Raw genomic sequence first — 15,789 nt, forward strand, 5'->3', positions numbered from 1 at the left:
GAGTTTCGGTTAAAATTCCAGGGATTTTTTGTCTCTGTTCGGGGAGCGTCCCTGTTCCAAAACTGTCCGAAGTATTGGTAGCCAGCAGACTTTTTTAAATTTGTATTACTCAGGTTTGCACAGAAAACTCGTCTGGGTCAATATCCCAATTTACCCAGCGAATTGCTCCTTTAGCCGTTAGCGAAGCCCTCGAAGAGGATCGGACATTGGGCGGCACTCGCAAAGCGTGAATGTGGCCCGTGCTCGGACAACTCATTTTTAACAAATAAACTGGCTTTGCATTACCCTGGTTATCAAAATCATCGTCAAACTCGATGCTTAAAAGAGTGTATTCCTGCCAACTCTCTAATTCTGTCACCGCTAATTCTTGACAAATGCGATCGTAACCAATGCCCTGAATTAACACTCGCCTAATTTCCGCATTCTGTTCCTTTACTTCCGGTGCTTTTTTGCCAATTATCGCGTAAGCCGATTTAACTGTTTCCGCAGCTTGCGATCGATTTATCGGCCCAGTGGAAAGCGATCTCGCTCTCCACTTTTCCCGATAAACTGGAATCAAAGCTGCTTGTTCTGGCGTCAGTTTTTTAACCTTAGTCTGCGACATACCTCCAACCTTGCGGCTCATATTCCCGCTGAATTCGCACCATCCAATTACCTTCGGGAATTGCGATCGCATGGTGTTCTTCGTGACTCAATAAAGCTGTCGGTGAAAGCACCCGCAAGTACAGAGTGCCGTCTTTTTCGTAAAGTTCAGCTTGTCCCTCAATAATCTGGTGAGAATGTCCGGTGACTTCACCTTCGGCGAGAGTTAGGTGAGGTTTTTTTTCTCCTTCGATTTTCGGTACGGGGGTGAGAATTACGTCGCCTTGTCGGATGGGTTGCATAGGTTTTGTCTCAATTTTGTTTGCTGGTATCGATCGAGCTTTTCTACCGTAAGTTAATACTACATATGTAATACATAGCTGTCAAGAGCCACAAACCAAATTCCATAACTCTTGGCTGCACTAACAGGGGGTATCTTCGAGGGTGAAAGTGCGATCGGAAACAGAAATGCTACATTAGATGCCAGTTTCGAGAAAGTTTTAGGTTTGAATGCCTACCTACGCGCAGCTAGAGGGTTTGTATCGAATCAGTTATTACTTGACATATTTGGCATTGCAACCTATTCACTTCGTCTGTGTTGACGACAGCAAAAACTTGTTCGTATTGGCTGGATATGACGAGGAAATTGAGATTGAAATTGCTCCTAATGCGGAGGTATTTTAATGAGCCAAGTAGATTATACTGCAATGTCAGATGGAGAATTTAAGCGTTATTTTTTAAGAATCGCGGGAATAAAGCTGCACTGCAAGCCTACTTAGACAGGCGAAAAAAGCGGGCGAATTCAATCATAACAAAAGTGGGAGATTCAGATTTCGATACTAAGATTGAGGCAGCTATTCGCCAGCAAATGCAAGAATATAAATGTTAGTCTTCAGTCCGCTCACTTGGACGAAAGTTTGTGTAGGAGAGGTTTCAACTGCCGACTCTTATCAACGAGGTTTCTAACTTGCCCTAAATTTCAAGTTGGCACCGAAAAATCCTCATAATCGACATCCTAATTCACCCAGCGAATCGCTCCCCTTGCAGATTGCATCTCAGGCGGAACCAGCAAAGCATGAATGAATCCGGTACTCGGACAAGTCATTTTTAACAAGTAGATTGCCTCTTTTTCAGGAACATCATCATCAGCATCGAAATTAGCAGGATCGAAGCCATCAATATCAGCATCAATTCTTAGCAGGGTGTATTCTCGCCAGCAATCTAATTCTGTGGCTTGCAATTCTTTGCAAATTCTGGCTTAACCAATTCCCTGAATTAAAACTCGCCTTAATTCGGCATTTTCTTCTTCTAAAATCCAGGTAGATTCCCACTGATTGGGGTGAATTTGTCCGTATTTTGCGGGCAAGGTGACGCCGTGGTAGGAGTAGAGTTTGTAGCCGTCGCTAAATTCGATCGCGCTTTCTCCTTCTGCGTGCGGCCGATGTTCGCTGTCGAGGGAGAGTTTTAAAGGGCGATCGCACACATAGCAAACCTTGTCAAACGCAAAAATCCAGCCACATTCAACTAAAAGCTGCTTCAAGCATTCAAAAGCTTTTTGTGCATCTGGGTTGAGAACAATTCTAAGTACAGAGACACAGAAGTCAGCCACACAGATTTTATCCCACAGGGATGCCCGATTAACGATCGACGTTGAGTTGTCTCTACAATAGTCCCAAAAATCATGTTGCAATTCTTGTGTGAGCTGCCGCTCCCATTCTATTAATTGTGGCAAATACGAACTACTATATCTTATTAAGTTAAACGGCCTATATGCCGATTCTAGCTGTTCGTAAATAAGCTGGAAAAAAGCTGTTTTTGGCTGTGGTTGCTCACTTGTTAGTGCGAAATAATACAAGCACAAAAATAATATATACCTAAACGGCAGACAGGCTGGTTCTAGCTGTTTGTAAATACGCTGAAAAAAATCATTTTTATTAGTGGGAGATTTCAATTTTTTTAACTGTGTTATGGCAGAGTGGGGACTCGAACAAAAAATAATTTTCGGGCAAGTCTTGCCGAGAGCTGTGTAGGCAAATTCGATCGCGGCTGCGGCACGAGTGCGATCGACTCGCTCTGTGGAATTGGCGATAGCTTTCCACAGATATTGGAGGGGTGTTAGGTCTGATAAAAGATTGTTAGGCAGAGACAGCTTTTTCAAATCGATCAGAGAGTGCAGGGGGGTGATATCTGATATTTGATTGTTGTCCAGATTCAGCTCTATCAAATTGGTCAGAGATTGTAGGAGTGTGAGGTCTGATATTTGATTGTTGTCCAGATTCAGATATTTCAAACTGGTTAGAGATTGCAGGGGTTTGAGGTCTGATATTTGATTGTTTACCAGATTCAGATTATTCAAATTGGTCACAGATTGCAGGGGTTTGAGGTCTGATATGTGATTGTGGGACAGATTCAGATATGTCAAATTTGTGACCAGAGACTTCAGCGGTGTTAAGTTTGATATTTGATTGTTGTCCAGATTCAGATATGTCAAAATCGTCAGAGATTTCAGTGGCGTTAGGTCTGATATTTGATTGTTGTCCAGATTCAGATTAATCAAACAGGTCAGAGATTTCAGGGGTGTTAGGTCTGATATTTGATTTTGGGACAGATTCAGATTAGTCAAACAGGTCAGAGATTTCAGGGGTGTTAGATTTACTATTTGATTGTGGAACAAGTTCAGATATTTCAAACTGGTTAGAGAGTGCAGGGGTGTCAGGTCTGATATTTGATTGTTTTCCAGATTCAGCTCTATCAAATTGGTCAGAGATTGCAGGGGTGTTAGGTCTGATATTTGATTGTTGCCCAGATTCAGATTAGTCAAATTGGTCAGAGATTGCAAGGGTTTTAGGTCTGATATTTGATTGTTTTCCAGATTCAGATCGGTCAAATTTGACAGTATTTCTTCTAATTTATAAAAGCCAGACTTTCGTGCTGTTAACAACAGCACCTTAACTGTATGCTTCGCTTCTTGTGAAAGGCTGCCAAAGTGCAAGCGCCAGTCAGAAGTGGTCGTAGGGTTTGGTTGTTCAGAGGACATAGGGCAATAACCTCCTAGAAAAGTTGCTAAAATCTGATGTCGGTATCTACCTTAAATAACATATCTCTGGCGTTTCGGGGATTATGCCAGGGATCGCACGCACTTATTAACCACCCGATCGCGATCGCCAGTATTGCAATTTGTAACTCTGACTGCGGGCGATGTCGCACTCACAAAACACTTTTCATCTAATCTCCAGAAATGCCTCGCCTCCATTCTTGAACCGCTTCCACCCTTGAAGCAATCAGCAGACAGCGAGACAATAAATTAATATCTAAATCAGGCAATATTTCGCTTTGGTCAATTTTTTCATATCCGTGCGATCGCAAATGATACAGGCAAAATACTCCATCCTCCCACAACCAAACTTCGGGGACTCCCAAGGCTTGGTAACGATTCAACTTGCTTTCGTTGCCGCTAGTAAATACAACTTCGATCGAGAGGTCTGCCATGCCTCCCGATGCTCTGCCAATTAAGTAAGATTGGTCTGCTTGTGCGGAGGCTTTTCCTTCTTTTTCCTGGGTAGAACTTCCTGTGGGTAGAACTTCCTATGGGAGTAAAAGCGATTTCTTTTTCTACAAAATAGGTACCCCGCAACAGGGCGATGACACCGCTGAAGACTTCATGTTCTTGCGAAACTGCCAAGATTCCTACCTCACCTTTGAAATAAAAAATTCGGATGCCGGGGGAGTCAGAAAACCCCTGCTCCATTAGCTTGAATTGTTGCTAATCAATCCCGGAGTGAATTAGGCGCTGGTCTTTTGGTTTGTCTAAGGTTGCTGTCATGGCACGACCTCCTTTAACTATATTTATAGCAATTTGAGTTCACCCAAGTTTGCCAGCACATTGGTATGGTGCGTCTGACTCAAAAAATTTGTTTAAATCGAAACGATAGATTTCTGACGCACCATACAAGTTGATTTAACTATTATATTATCCTTGAAATGTGGCAACCGAAACCCGATCGCGCCCTGCTTCTTTCGCCCGATAAAGCGACTCATCGGCCATCGCAATTAGCTCCCCCGGCTGCGACCTCACCCCCGGAATGCAGCAAGCTACACCCAAACTCAGCGTCACATATTGGCTGACAGCAGACTTAGCGTGAGCTATGTGCAAACCCCGCACCTGTTGTGCGATCATTTCAGCTACGGAAGTGGCACCTTCAATATCCGTATTCGGCAAAACTACTACAAATTCTTCTCCACCGTAACGCGCTACTAAATCTGCCGCTCGCTTTACCGAATGCTGGATTACCCCCGCCACTTGCCGCAAACATTCATCCCCCGCTTGGTGACCATAAGTGTCGTTGTAAAGTTTGAAATAATCAATGTCGCACATAATTAAAGACAGCGGTGCTTCTTCCCTTGCCAAACGCCGCCATTCCGTATCGAGGTATTCATTAAAAGAGTGGCGGTTTCTTACCTCAGTCAAACTGTCGTAATTTGCCAAATAATGCAATGCTCGATTGACTGTTTCCAACTGCTGTTTCTGCTGCAGCAACTGACGGTTGAGCTCCGCCAACTGCTGTTCGGCTGAGTGCGATCGCAACAAATTTCTCACCCTCGCCAGCAATTCCCTCTCGTCAAAAGGCTTTGAAATATAATCGTCAGCACCCGCATCCAAACTTTCGATCCGAGCGTCCATCCCCGATCGCGCTGTCAAAAAGATTACCGGAGTAGATTTCAATTCTGGCGTGCTCCGAATCTCCTTGAGTAAATCGAGTCCGTTTTGTCGGGGCATGATTTGGTCGCTCACAATCAAATTTGGCTGCAAACTTTTGGCTTTTTCTAAACCTTCAACGCCGTCCATCGCCACGGCGACTCGATAGTACGGACTTAATAAAGTTTGGAGGTAAGCCAGCAGAAAATTGTTGTCTTCTACTACCAGCAACAGCGGTAATTCTCGGCTGTCACTTGTTAATTGTTCCAGATAATTTTTGTCGTCAAAACTGTTAGGTTCCGGCAGCGTGGCCTGGGGTGTGGTCGCCCGGATATTTCCCGAACCCCACTCTCCGGAGCCGAATCCAGTCAGTCCAGCCAATTGGGCGATCGCACTCACCAACTGATTCGCTTCCACCGGCTTCGACAAATGCCTCTGAAACCCCGCCTCTAGCGCCGATGCCGAATCCTCTTCCTCAATGCCTCCCGTCAGCGCCACGGCCGGCAGCAGTTCCCTGTGCTCGGACATTTCCATTGCTCTGATGCGGCGGATCAAATCGCAGCCGTCGGCTCCCGGTACCGTCATATCGCTCACCAACACATCGGGTCGCGACTGTTGCAACTCGGCCATCGCTTCGCAGGCGCTACCCACCGCTGTTACCTTGGCTCCAAAGGCTTCGAGGCCTGTTTTGAGAAATTGCCGGATCTCGGCGCTGCTTTCCACCACCAGGACTTGCTTTCCCGCTAGGGGTTTGGAAACCGATCCGGGTCTGCTTTCCCTTTGGGCGATCGCAGCAGTGCGATCGTCGGGTGCATTTTTGTTAGCGCTCGGTAGCAGCACCCCAAAGGTCGCCCCCTCACCGAGGCCGGGACTCGAAGCCCAAACACTTCCCCCGTGCAGTTGCACCAACTGCTGCACAATTGAGAGCCCCAGCCCCAGCCGATTTTGTTCCTTGTTCTGGAAGTTGTCTGCAGGGCGGAAGTAGTCAAAGATGTGCGGCAGAAATTTGGGGTCGATGCCGCAACCGCTGTCGCTGACCAGAATCAAGACGCCCGACTCAGTAGGCTCGATCCGCACTTGAACTGGGTATGGTGTCGCTTCTGGGGTGAATTTTATGGCGTTTGCAAGGAGGTTCCAGACTACTTGCTGCAAGCGTTCTGCATCTGCCAAAACGTAGCTGACGGCGGGGTCGAAATGTTTTTCTACGCGGAGGTTTTTGGCTTCGGCGGCGGGACGGAGGGTGTCGATCGCAGATTCTATGATAGACGGGAGGTGAACTTGGCCGATGTTGAGGCACACTTTCCCTCGCAACAACCGCGAGAGGTCGAGGAGATTGTCTATTTGCCGGTTTTGTAATTTGGCGTTGCGCTCGATGATTTCCAAAGCGTGGCTGGTGGTGGCTTCGTTTAAATTGCGTGATCGGGCTAGCTGCGCCCATCCCAAAATCGCACTCAGGGGCGATCGCAGTTCGTGGGAGGCGATCGCCAGAAATTCGTCTTTTGCGCGGTTGGCTTCGGCTTGGGCTGCTTCAACGGCTTTGCGATCGGTGATGTCGAATCCGATCGCCAAATACTGACAGGGTTTTCCCTTGCAGTCCAACAGTGGAACTACTGCTGCGTATACCCAATAATCACTTCCATTCTTGGCTTTATTCTGAATGTCTCCTTGCCAAACTTCACCTTTGGCAACTGTTGATAGCAGATTTTTGATTATTTCCGAAGATTTATATTCCGAATGGAGGATGCCGAAGTGGCAGCCGATGAGTTCTGCCTGGGAATAGTTGGATATGGAGCAAACTCCTTCGCTGACATAGTTGATAATTCCTCGCGCGTCAGTCCTCAGCGCCAGTGTGGATCGGTCGATCGCTCTTTTAAAATCTAAACATTCTTGTAGCGACCACTCTAGTTCTTTTGTCGTAGAAAATTGACCGAGCCGATCGGGCGCGTTGTGTTGCTGGCGATCGGGCTTATCCTTACTCCGTTGTTGGATTTCCATTGCTTCTATTTTCCCCTGACGGCTGACACCTAATCTACTCGCATCCTGATTCATTATCACAATTTTCTTTCCCGCATCGGCGGGTGTAATATTTTGTATCTCTTCATCTTCCTGAAAAATTGGCAGGTACCACATCCACTCGGGAGTCAACTCAATTTTTGTTTATAGTTGCCTAAAGTTTGTCAATCTGAGGACTGATTTTTTCATATCTAGCCGATCATCGGCTGCTGGGTCATTCGTTTTTATCTTGTATATATTATATTTTACTAGGGGGAATCACTGAGAAATTTATGGTGTGGAGCACACACCGACAGTTGCATTCTTGTTTGAAACGGGTATCATAACCGTCAACTTTTTTCTCACAATTACTCCTAGTATCTTGCACAAAGTCTCGTCTTCGGCAGGGTTTCGCGTCTGTGGCATTCTGTCTCATCTGCATTGAAGGAGATATATGTGCAGGGGTAGACAGTTCCCAAATCACGGGCGGGTTTGGGCGCATAAAGTCCCTGTCTGGCGATCGTCCATAACTTCTTTTAAATTATTTTCTTAAACATCTTGACAGGTCTGTATATTTTTTGTATTATCAAATGTAATATGCCTTCAGAGAAGACAACCGCCAAACTGCCTTGACGCACTCAACTATTAACAATTTGAGGAAAATCGTCTGTGAATTTAGACGCTGTACGCGAGCAATTTGAACAAAGAGCCTTTGATTATGACGGCTTAATTCCCCGCCTCATTCCGCGCTATGGCGAGCAACACGATGTAATATTGCAGTTAATCCCTTCTGAAACTAATGCTAACATAAAAGTTCTGGATTTAGGCGCGGGAACTGGCATACTGTCGGCTATGATTCTGTCAGCATTTCCTCAAGCACAAGTCCTAGCCTTTGACATGGCCCAAAATATGCTGAAAACTTGCCAAACTAACTTGTCTGCTTTCCGAGAACGGCTGACCTTGCAGCAAGGAAACTTTGCCGAAGATGATTTCGGCAGCGGTTACGATTTGGTAGTTTCAGGCTTGGCAATCCACCACCTCGACAGCGCAGGTAAACAACAGCTATTTTACAAACTTTTCCACTCGATGAATCCAGGGGGAATCTTGCTAATTCGAGATATTGTGACAGGTGCTACTCTCCGGCTAACTGAGCAATACGAACAGTTGTGGCGGCAGTACATTAAAGCTAACGGAGAAGACGATGCAGCCTGGTTTCAAAAATATCAAGAAGAAGATATTCCCTCCTCTGTGGAACAGCAGACAAAGTGGCTTGCAGAAGCTGGTTTTGCCGACGTAGGATGTCACTGGCGCTATCTAAATTTTGCTATTTTTGGCGGAGTTATCCCAAGGTAAAAAGCATTCGACCGAATGCAGAGTTTTTGATAATTATTAAAAGATAAAGATTGTGAAAAATCGCACAATTAAAATTTTTTTATTCCCAGACGCCGAACCTGATTATGTAGGTGCTTAAGGGCGTAATTGACCGCTATAATTCGCGCGTAAGACCATTTTTTACGTCCGGCAATCATTTTCCGAAAACCTGTAGATGCGGCTTCATTCAATCGCCCTCTGGCAGTGTTAATAGATTCAAAAAACCCGATTCCACCCACGATATAACCCGCTAGTGACATTTTGTAAAAGGTGATTTAAAAGCTCAATAAATAAAGTAAAGTTATGCACAATTCTCGATTAGTAAAAATCAGCCGCTATCTCAGCAAACACCTGCGTCACGCGCCCTCGCGCATCGGGATCGAGCTCGCTCCCGGTGGCTGGATTCCTGTTAGCGAACTCCTCAATGCGTGCCAAAAAAATAACTTTCCCGTTCAGCTTGCAGAACTCAAACAAGTAGTCGCGCAAAACGACAAGCAGCGCTTTTCATTTGACTCCACAGGCACTCTAATTCGTGCCAACCAAGGACACAGCGTAGAGGTTGACTTGCAGTTAGAACCCGCTGTTCCCCCGGATATTTTATATCACGGAACAGGTAGCACTGCCGTCGAGTCTATTCTCAGTCAAGGAATTAGGAAAATGTCGCGGCATCATGTTCATTTGTCCGTGAATATCCAGACGGCGCGCCAAGTAGGTGCAAGACATGGCATCCCGGCAGTCTTTACTGTAGATGCCGCAGCCATGCAACGCGATGGTCATACATTTTACTGCTCGGAAAACAAAGTTTGGTTGGTAGATTTTGTGACGCCCGCTTATCTCAAAATAAGTTGATAATTTTCATTTTTTTTGTAGAATGTGTACCACAAAAGCAGTAAAATAAGAGTAAGTAGGAGTTGTGCAAAATGAGTGCGGAAGATATGGGCGATCGCGAAAATAATTTTCATCAAAACAATTCTCCAAATAGAGGTCTGCTAGGCTCTGGTTGGCGACCTTTTTACCGTCAATTTGATTGGGAACACCTGGCACATTTAGCGTCTAGCGACCCCTTAGAACTAGCTCAAAAAACTTTAGGGGCAGCTAGCGACATTGCCGATGCAATGGGACGGCACCAATATACTTGGTGGGCAAATATTTTAAATGTATTCTCGGAAAATACTCGCTACGAAATTGATGAATTTTGGGATTACATTACTCCGCAGCCAGTTTACCCAGATTACCGCTACAAAGACGTTTTAGTTACCGAAACGCCTGTGGTGCAATTGGTCAGCCGCGCTAGCATTCCCATCGACTACGTTCTCAACAAACTCCAAGAGATTACTGTTTTCAAAGTTCTCGATTTGCTGGGAAAACCGGATGCAATTACCCAGTCTTTTATGGAGCGACATTTTTCTTATCCCCCGGAGCGGTTTGTTAGCTGGGAACGCTTGGAAGTTTTGGGTACTGTTTATGCTTCTTGGACTAAATTCGGCTGCTGGCTGCAAATTGACAGCTACGACAGGGGAAGACGCTGCTACACTCTAATTTGCCAAGATATTGCGCCGCTCATTAGCAAGGCAACTTATAATTTAGCGGTGATTCTGGGCGGGTACAAAAGCCGCGTCGGACAGGTTCACAGCCAGTTCCCAATTCGCACGTTTTCTGCGGAGGTTCAAAGTTTTACCGATACAGTTCAGCAGGCAATTTTGGATCAAAATCAGTTGGCTGTTTTGGTTAGTGGCGAACCGGGTACGGGCAAAACTGCTTGGACGCAAGCGGTAGCAAAGGAAATTTTAGTGCCGCTGGGTTATGTGATTTTTATCTTAGACCACGATGCTGTGGAAAATTTTGTGCCACCGAGTTATTTAGAGCGGATTTGTATTATTATCAATGAGGCTGATAATTTGGCTCAAGATCGATCGACTGCCGAGGCACAACGCACTAACAAAACTGAACACATTTTGAGTTTGCTGGATGGAACTTTGTATCAAAGCGTTATCGACGAAAACGGCATTCAATTTCAGCAAAAACTCGTAGTTTTGATGACTTGTAACACGAAGGAAAGATTAGATCCTGCAATGTTACGGAAAGGGAGAGTGGATTTTACCAGTGAATTTACGCACAAATTTGTTTGAGCGCTATCTTGGATGATCAAGCTATCTGGCGATCGCACTGGCTACACGATCTAATACTATGTTCGATGTGGGATTTTCAATTAAAAAATTGGGAATGACTGAGGAAGCTCATGGTTTGGATCGCGGGCCGACAGTTGCATTCTTTTGGGAACTTGTATAAAATACCCAACAATCACCAGGAAGTCTTCTGAATATCAAAGTTTGGGGGAAAATTTCTTGAGGACCTATAGACCATTGGTGTCAACAATCGCCTAAAACCCTTTTTCTCTCTCGTTTTTTGCCTAGTCTCGCTGCCATCTGGCGCCCCCGAATAGTCGGGAGACACAACAGAGCACTCCACTCCCCTCCGACTATTATTCGGGGGGCGCCAGCGCGATATATGCCTAATAGTCAAACAGCAACCGGGCACTAGCTTTGGTCTTAAATTGACACTAATGCCTATAGACATATCCCCATCAAAAATGATATCAATGATGGGTGATACCCTCTAAGGGTATCGTCCGAGAGAGCAAATCAGGGGAAAACAGCATTTTTGGTCTCAAACAGAATTTTTCAAACTTGACAGCTATGGAGGAAATCCCAAACCGTGCAAACTAAGCCAGTTCAGCAAAAAAGTCAGGGACTGGGAAGGTACGTTGACGGGACTTTCCCGATCGCCCAACAACCCGCAGAGGCAACCGTGTCGGAGAGTAAAGACAGATTTCGGCGGTTTGTGGAGCGCTCCGCCGAGGCCGTGGCAATGGTAGATTGTGAAATGCGCTATCTGTCGGTTTCTCGTCGCTGGGAAACAGATTGCGGGTTGGGCGACGGCGAGGTCATCGGCCGATCTCATTGGGAACTGTTCCCGAATCTCCCGGAATATTGGGAGCAAAATGCCCAGGCTTGTTTGACGGGAGTTTTGGAATACAGCGAGTTTGTGGCAGGGCGATCGATCGCATCTGTATCAGGAAAAACCGCAAGTGGCTCTGTCAGCGAGTCGGTAAGATGGGTATTTCAACCTTGGAAAAATAGCGAAGGTGCGATCGGCGGTTTGATTTTGTTGGCATCTAAGATAGGTGAGGCTCCCGCTCAAACCAATTGCTCTAATAAATTTCAGTCCGAGGTCAAATGCAAGCAGTTAGAAACAATACCGCAACTAACTCAAATTGCCCTCGAAAATGCTGCTGATACAATCTTTTTTAGTACCTCCGACGGTCAAATTTGCTACGCGAACAAAGCCGCTTGCCATCTTTTCGGCTACTCGGAATCGGAACTGCTAAACATGAGGGTTAGCGACATCGATTCGCAGTTGCCAGCATCGGATTGGCGAGAACACTGGGCTCAACTAAAGCAGCAAACCAACCTCACTTTTGAAACCAGTTACAAAACCAAAGACGGCGCCAGTTTTTCCGTCGAAGTTAAAGTCAATTATTTAGAATACGGCGGCTGCGAATACCGCTGCGCGATCGCCCGCGACATTTCCGCTCGCCTCGCAGCAGAATCAGCGCTGGTAGAGGCAAAAGAGCAACTTCAAGCCGTTTTGGACGCGGTGCCGGGATTAGTTTCTTGGGTAAGTTCCGATTTGCGCTACTTGGGAGTAAACCGACATTTAGCTAGCGCTTACAAAATGCCGGCCGAACTATTTATCGGTCAAAAAGTAGGTTTTTTAGATACAAGTCCCAAATTTAACGATTTAGTATACGATTTCTTTGGCAGCCATAAAAAAAAGACATCTCAAGAAGTAACAGCGAGCATCAGAGGAGAAAATAAAACTTATCTAATAGTAGCTCAAAAATACCATAACAATACGGCGGCGGTATTTGTAGGATTGGATATTACAGACAGCAAACAGTCTCTTTTTGCTTTGCAAGAATCCGAAGAACGCCTGCGACAACAAGCGGCTAAATTAGAGCAGACGCTGTTAATTTTGCAGCAAACTCAAACTCAACTGATTCAAACAGAAAAGATGTCCTCTCTGGGGCAGTTGGTAGCAGGAATAGCGCACGAAATTAACAATCCAGTTAGTTTTATTTCGGGCAATGTCAGCCACGCCACTGGCTACATTCAAGAACTGCTGCGAACGATCGACTTTTACCAAAAGTATTATCCCCATCCCGTGCCGGAAATTCAAGATTTGATGGAAGAATTAGACTTAGACTTCATCAAAAAAGACTTGCCAAAACTGCTAAATTCAATGAAAATAGGTTCGGAAAGGATTCGGGATGTCGTGCGATCGCTCCGCTTGTTTTCGCGTACCGACGAAGCCCAAATGAAGCCTGCTGATATCCACGAAGGTTTGGACAGCACTTTGCTAATCTTGCAAAATCGACTGCAAGCTAAAGGGGGACGGCCGGGGATTTCTCTAGTTAAAGAGTACGGGGATTTGCCGCGAGTTCACTGCTATGCGGGACACTTAAACCAAGTGTTCATGCACTTGTTGACAAATGCGATCGACGCTTTGGAAGAAGGGGGGAGAAATCCCGAAAAGTATGGTAAAATTCAAAATCAGTCTTACTTGTCTTCAGCCAGGTCGAAGTCTGAAAAATTCAATCCCGAAATTCGGATTCGGACCTCCGTGGTAGGGGAAAACGAAGTTGCGATCGCCATTAGTGACAACGGCCCTGGCATGACTGAAGAAGTCCTAGACTGCATCTTTGACCCTTTGTTTACCACTAAATGTCCAGACACGAGCACAGGTTTGGGTCTAGCAATATCCCAGCATTTAGTAGTAGAAAAGCACGGTGGTAAATTGCACTGTGTTTCGCGTCCGGGAGAGGGAACGGAGTTGATCATTAAAATTGCGATCTGCAACGATTAATTAGCTATTTACAAATAGGAAATAAGATGGTAATTGAGTGGCTCAAATTTAAAGTGCCTCAAAAAAAGTGGGAGCAGTTTATTCAGCGAGATCAGGAAGTTTGGACGGCGGGACTAAAAAGTTGGGACGGTTTTTTAGGCAAAGAAATTTGGGTAGATCCGGTGGAAAATGAGGTGGTGATGTTGATTCGCTGGGAAACTAGGGAGAAGTGGAAATCGGTTCCGCAAAGCACAATAGATGAGTTGGATGCCCAAATGGGGGATTTGCACATTGCGATCGCCGAAAGTCGCGAATATCAAGTTCGCAAGTTTTTGCATTAGTTAGTCAGCAGTCAGTTGATGGTGGTAATTTTTGAAAGATTAATCATGCGTTTTACCTTGATTTTACCGCAGACATTGATTTGGTATTTGGTGTGAAGGGCGATCGCACTTCGTAGAATCATCGCAGTGTTGGGTATTTGGTGTTAGGGGCGATCGCGCTTTCATTTTAGGCGATGGGTCATCTGAAACAAGAAAGGGCGATCGCTATCTATGCAAGCATTGCACTGTTTAGTATTTGCTTTGGTGAACAGTTTTGAGGTAAACTATAATTGCTCAAAGTTTCTGGAGTCTGACATGGAAACAATGAAAGTGCGATCGCATATTGGAAGCGATGGCATATTGCTTCTCCAAATGCCCACTGAGTTTAAAGATACTTCTGTTGAAGTGGTAGTAGTTGTACAGAGTATACCATCAGAGGAAATTCAACCGAAGTATAACGCTTGGGGAAAACAGACTACTAAAAAATCAATTCAAGCAGCAATTTCTAGAATGCTACAACTGCGGCAAGAAATTGCCTTGGATCAAAGCTCAATCCGTTCCATGATTGAAGAAGGGCGCAGGTTTTAATGCAGTTTGTATTGGATTGTTCTGTAGCCATTAGTTGGTGCTTAGTCGATGAAGATAACGATTATGCCAATGCTATACTCGCGATGATGCCAGATTGCGAAGCATTTGTACCAGGCATTTGGTCGCTAGAAGTTGCTAATACTCTCCTGGTTGCCGAGCGACGCAACCGCATGACAACCGAGCAATCTGAGATAGCTATTGCTTTATTACAATCACTTTTAATTCAGGTTGACGAAGCCACGGATAGCAACGCACTCTCGTCAACTATAGTATTAGGAAGACAAGAAGGTTTAGCTGCTTATGATGCAGCTTATTTGGAGTTAGCACTACGATTGAAATTGCCGATCGCAACTCTTGATAATCGCTTGGCGGAAGCGGCAACTCGCTGTGGTGTGGGGTTGGTAGTTGTGGGTGGAGAAATGCCTGAGATGGAGCCGTAATGCAATTGACAACAGATAGTTGCTGCATTGGTTTTATGCGATCACTCTTTCATTTTAGGCGATCGGTCATCTGAAAAAAGAAAGGGCGATCGATCTTGATGCGTGATGGGCGATCGCTATCCATGCAAGCATCTATACTTCATACACTAGGCTGCTCCATAAAGTCTTTTAGAGCCGTAAGGAACTTACCATTAAGATTCATAAAATCTTCCCACTTAAAACCGCCAAACTCATCTCCCCAACCATGTGGCAGGAATACTTGGCGATCGTCGATTTTGAACCATTCTGCAGATTCGTGAAGCTCCAGACTTGCCACGAGGTTCGCAAAAGCGTGTAAGGCATCTGATGGTGTTAATATCGCTGACAGCTTTACTGTATTATTAATTGTTAACCCAACCTCTTCACCTTCTTCTTGAGAATGAGGTAAGGATGGACATCTAAGAGAAATTAAAGCTTTTTCGTTATCGATTCGACGGATTAAAAAGCTATAACCTGGCTTATAGGATAGTCTTTTTGCTAACTCACCCAATAGCATAAAATTTTCTTCCATGATTTTCACACTCTTCTTTATTGGACAATAATACCAACTTCCTTAACTAAATATGGAGCGCAGCGTGAAGAATACATCAAGATTATTTGTTCCTTCCGTACACCCATCATGAGTAATATGTTCTGTAGGAGCTATATAAGCCTCGCCTGGATTAACTCTCAATTTGACAACCGGATAATTTGGAAAAAGCTGCATGAATGCCATGCAAATTCTTGAACGACCCGAAATTTTACTAACTGCATTACCATCGGTCTCGAAAATCAATCTATAAGTAGTTAAGCAAAATTAATTACATAATTATCTCCAAATTCTTTAAGAATTCTTTCGACAGATGAAACAAGAGAT

Annotated in this window: 15 protein-coding genes and 1 pseudogene; 9 read left to right on the forward strand and 7 right to left on the reverse strand. The window is 45.0% G+C overall.

Features of this window, described 5'->3' with window-relative positions; genetic code table 11:
• Window positions 1–109: 109 nt before the first annotated feature.
• Both QUA83_RS28410 and QUA83_RS28415 read right to left on the reverse strand, forming a co-directional pair.
• Window positions 110–454 (reverse strand): annotated as a pseudogene (locus tag QUA83_RS28410) (hypothetical protein); the annotation flags it as partial.
• A gap of 136 nt (window positions 455–590) precedes the next feature.
• On the reverse strand, window positions 591–884 hold the full coding sequence (locus tag QUA83_RS28415; protein WP_006632553.1) for a hypothetical protein: 294 nt from the start codon (window positions 882–884) through the stop codon (window positions 591–593).
• Between the two features lie 208 nt (window positions 885–1,092).
• On the opposite strand from QUA83_RS28415, the gene QUA83_RS28420 reads away from it, so the two are divergent.
• Together QUA83_RS28420 and QUA83_RS30685 are read left to right on the forward strand one after the other, a co-directional pair.
• Window positions 1,093–1,266, forward strand: coding sequence for a DUF6888 family protein (locus QUA83_RS28420; RefSeq protein WP_333297438.1), 174 nt, complete (start codon window positions 1,093–1,095; stop codon window positions 1,264–1,266).
• Window positions 1,267–1,345: 79 nt separating this feature from the next.
• Window positions 1,346–1,471, forward strand: a complete 126-nt coding sequence (locus QUA83_RS30685; RefSeq protein ID WP_445301825.1) for a hypothetical protein — start codon at window positions 1,346–1,348, stop codon at window positions 1,469–1,471.
• A 126-nt stretch (window positions 1,472–1,597) separates the two neighbouring features.
• Here QUA83_RS30685 and QUA83_RS28425 read toward each other — a convergent pair whose 3' ends face one another.
• The 4 genes from QUA83_RS28425 to QUA83_RS28440 form a co-directional block, all read right to left on the reverse strand.
• Window positions 1,598–1,822 carry a hypothetical protein gene (locus QUA83_RS28425; protein WP_333252469.1) on the reverse strand — a complete coding sequence of 75 codons (225 nt, stop codon included), beginning with the start codon at window positions 1,820–1,822 and terminating at the stop codon, window positions 1,598–1,600.
• 18 nt (window positions 1,823–1,840) lie between these two features.
• Window positions 1,841–3,619, reverse strand: a complete 1,779-nt coding sequence (locus QUA83_RS28430; protein WP_333297441.1) for a leucine-rich repeat domain-containing protein — start codon at window positions 3,617–3,619, stop codon at window positions 1,841–1,843.
• Window positions 3,620–3,807: 188 nt separating this feature from the next.
• Window positions 3,808–4,071, reverse strand: a complete 264-nt coding sequence (locus QUA83_RS28435) for a hypothetical protein (RefSeq protein ID WP_333297444.1) — start codon at window positions 4,069–4,071, stop codon at window positions 3,808–3,810.
• Window positions 4,072–4,552: 481 nt separating this feature from the next.
• On the reverse strand, window positions 4,553–7,423 hold the full coding sequence (locus QUA83_RS28440) for a diguanylate cyclase (RefSeq protein ID WP_333297445.1): 2,871 nt from the start codon (window positions 7,421–7,423) through the stop codon (window positions 4,553–4,555).
• A gap of 516 nt (window positions 7,424–7,939) precedes the next feature.
• On the opposite strand from QUA83_RS28440, the gene QUA83_RS28445 reads away from it, so the two are divergent.
• The 7 genes from QUA83_RS28445 to QUA83_RS28475 all read left to right on the forward strand — a co-directional run bounded on the left by QUA83_RS28445 (window position 7,940) and on the right by QUA83_RS28475 (window position 14,894).
• Complete coding sequence (locus QUA83_RS28445; RefSeq protein ID WP_333297448.1) at window positions 7,940–8,623, forward strand: class I SAM-dependent methyltransferase; 684 nt, start codon at window positions 7,940–7,942, stop codon at window positions 8,621–8,623.
• Window positions 8,624–8,944: 321 nt separating this feature from the next.
• Entirely contained in the window at window positions 8,945–9,490 is a 546-nt protein-coding gene (locus QUA83_RS28450) for an RNA 2'-phosphotransferase (protein WP_333297451.1), read from the forward strand.
• Window positions 9,491–9,561: 71 nt separating this feature from the next.
• Window positions 9,562–10,770, forward strand: a complete 1,209-nt coding sequence (locus QUA83_RS28455) for an AAA family ATPase (RefSeq protein ID WP_333297454.1) — start codon at window positions 9,562–9,564, stop codon at window positions 10,768–10,770.
• Window positions 10,771–11,356: 586 nt separating this feature from the next.
• The gene (locus tag QUA83_RS28460; RefSeq protein WP_333297456.1) at window positions 11,357–13,567 is read left to right on the forward strand and encodes a PAS domain S-box protein; all 2,211 of its coding nucleotides are present in this window, start codon (window positions 11,357–11,359) and stop codon (window positions 13,565–13,567) included.
• Between the two features lie 26 nt (window positions 13,568–13,593).
• Window positions 13,594–13,887, forward strand: coding sequence for a TIGR03792 family protein (locus QUA83_RS28465; RefSeq protein WP_333297457.1), 294 nt, complete (start codon window positions 13,594–13,596; stop codon window positions 13,885–13,887).
• Window positions 13,888–14,181: 294 nt separating this feature from the next.
• On the forward strand, window positions 14,182–14,454 hold the full coding sequence (locus QUA83_RS28470; protein WP_333297459.1) for a hypothetical protein: 273 nt from the start codon (window positions 14,182–14,184) through the stop codon (window positions 14,452–14,454).
• A complete protein-coding gene (locus QUA83_RS28475) occupies window positions 14,454–14,894 on the forward strand; it encodes a type II toxin-antitoxin system VapC family toxin (RefSeq protein ID WP_333297460.1) in 441 nt (146 codons plus the stop codon). The genes QUA83_RS28470 and QUA83_RS28475 overlap by 1 nt, the downstream gene beginning before the upstream one ends.
• A gap of 139 nt (window positions 14,895–15,033) precedes the next feature.
• On the opposite strand, the gene QUA83_RS28480 is transcribed toward QUA83_RS28475, so the two are convergent.
• Complete coding sequence (locus QUA83_RS28480) at window positions 15,034–15,444, reverse strand: hypothetical protein (RefSeq protein WP_333297462.1); 411 nt, start codon at window positions 15,442–15,444, stop codon at window positions 15,034–15,036.
• Between the last annotated feature and the right edge of the window lie 345 nt (window positions 15,445–15,789).

The organism is Microcoleus sp. K1-B1 (genome assembly GCF_036704705.1).
Classification (GTDB): Bacteria; Cyanobacteriota; Cyanobacteriia; order Cyanobacteriales; family Microcoleaceae; genus Microcoleus.

Coding starts and splice junctions, on each gene's coding strand:
- QUA83_RS28415 (WP_006632553.1), bottom strand. CDS start 884: ATGCAACCCATCCGACAAGGCGACGTAATTCTCACCCCCGTACCGAAA.
- QUA83_RS28420 (WP_333297438.1), top strand. CDS start 1,093: ATGCCTACCTACGCGCAGCTAGAGGGTTTGTATCGAATCAGTTATTAC.
- QUA83_RS28430 (WP_333297441.1), bottom strand. CDS start 3,619: ATGTCCTCTGAACAACCAAACCCTACGACCACTTCTGACTGGCGCTTG.
- QUA83_RS28435 (WP_333297444.1), bottom strand. CDS start 4,071: ATGGCAGACCTCTCGATCGAAGTTGTATTTACTAGCGGCAACGAAAGC.
- QUA83_RS28450 (WP_333297451.1), top strand. CDS start 8,945: ATGCACAATTCTCGATTAGTAAAAATCAGCCGCTATCTCAGCAAACAC.
- QUA83_RS28455 (WP_333297454.1), top strand. CDS start 9,562: ATGAGTGCGGAAGATATGGGCGATCGCGAAAATAATTTTCATCAAAAC.
- QUA83_RS28465 (WP_333297457.1), top strand. CDS start 13,594: ATGGTAATTGAGTGGCTCAAATTTAAAGTGCCTCAAAAAAAGTGGGAG.
- QUA83_RS28470 (WP_333297459.1), top strand. CDS start 14,182: ATGGAAACAATGAAAGTGCGATCGCATATTGGAAGCGATGGCATATTG.
- QUA83_RS28475 (WP_333297460.1), top strand. CDS start 14,454: ATGCAGTTTGTATTGGATTGTTCTGTAGCCATTAGTTGGTGCTTAGTC.
- QUA83_RS28480 (WP_333297462.1), bottom strand. CDS start 15,444: ATGGAAGAAAATTTTATGCTATTGGGTGAGTTAGCAAAAAGACTATCC.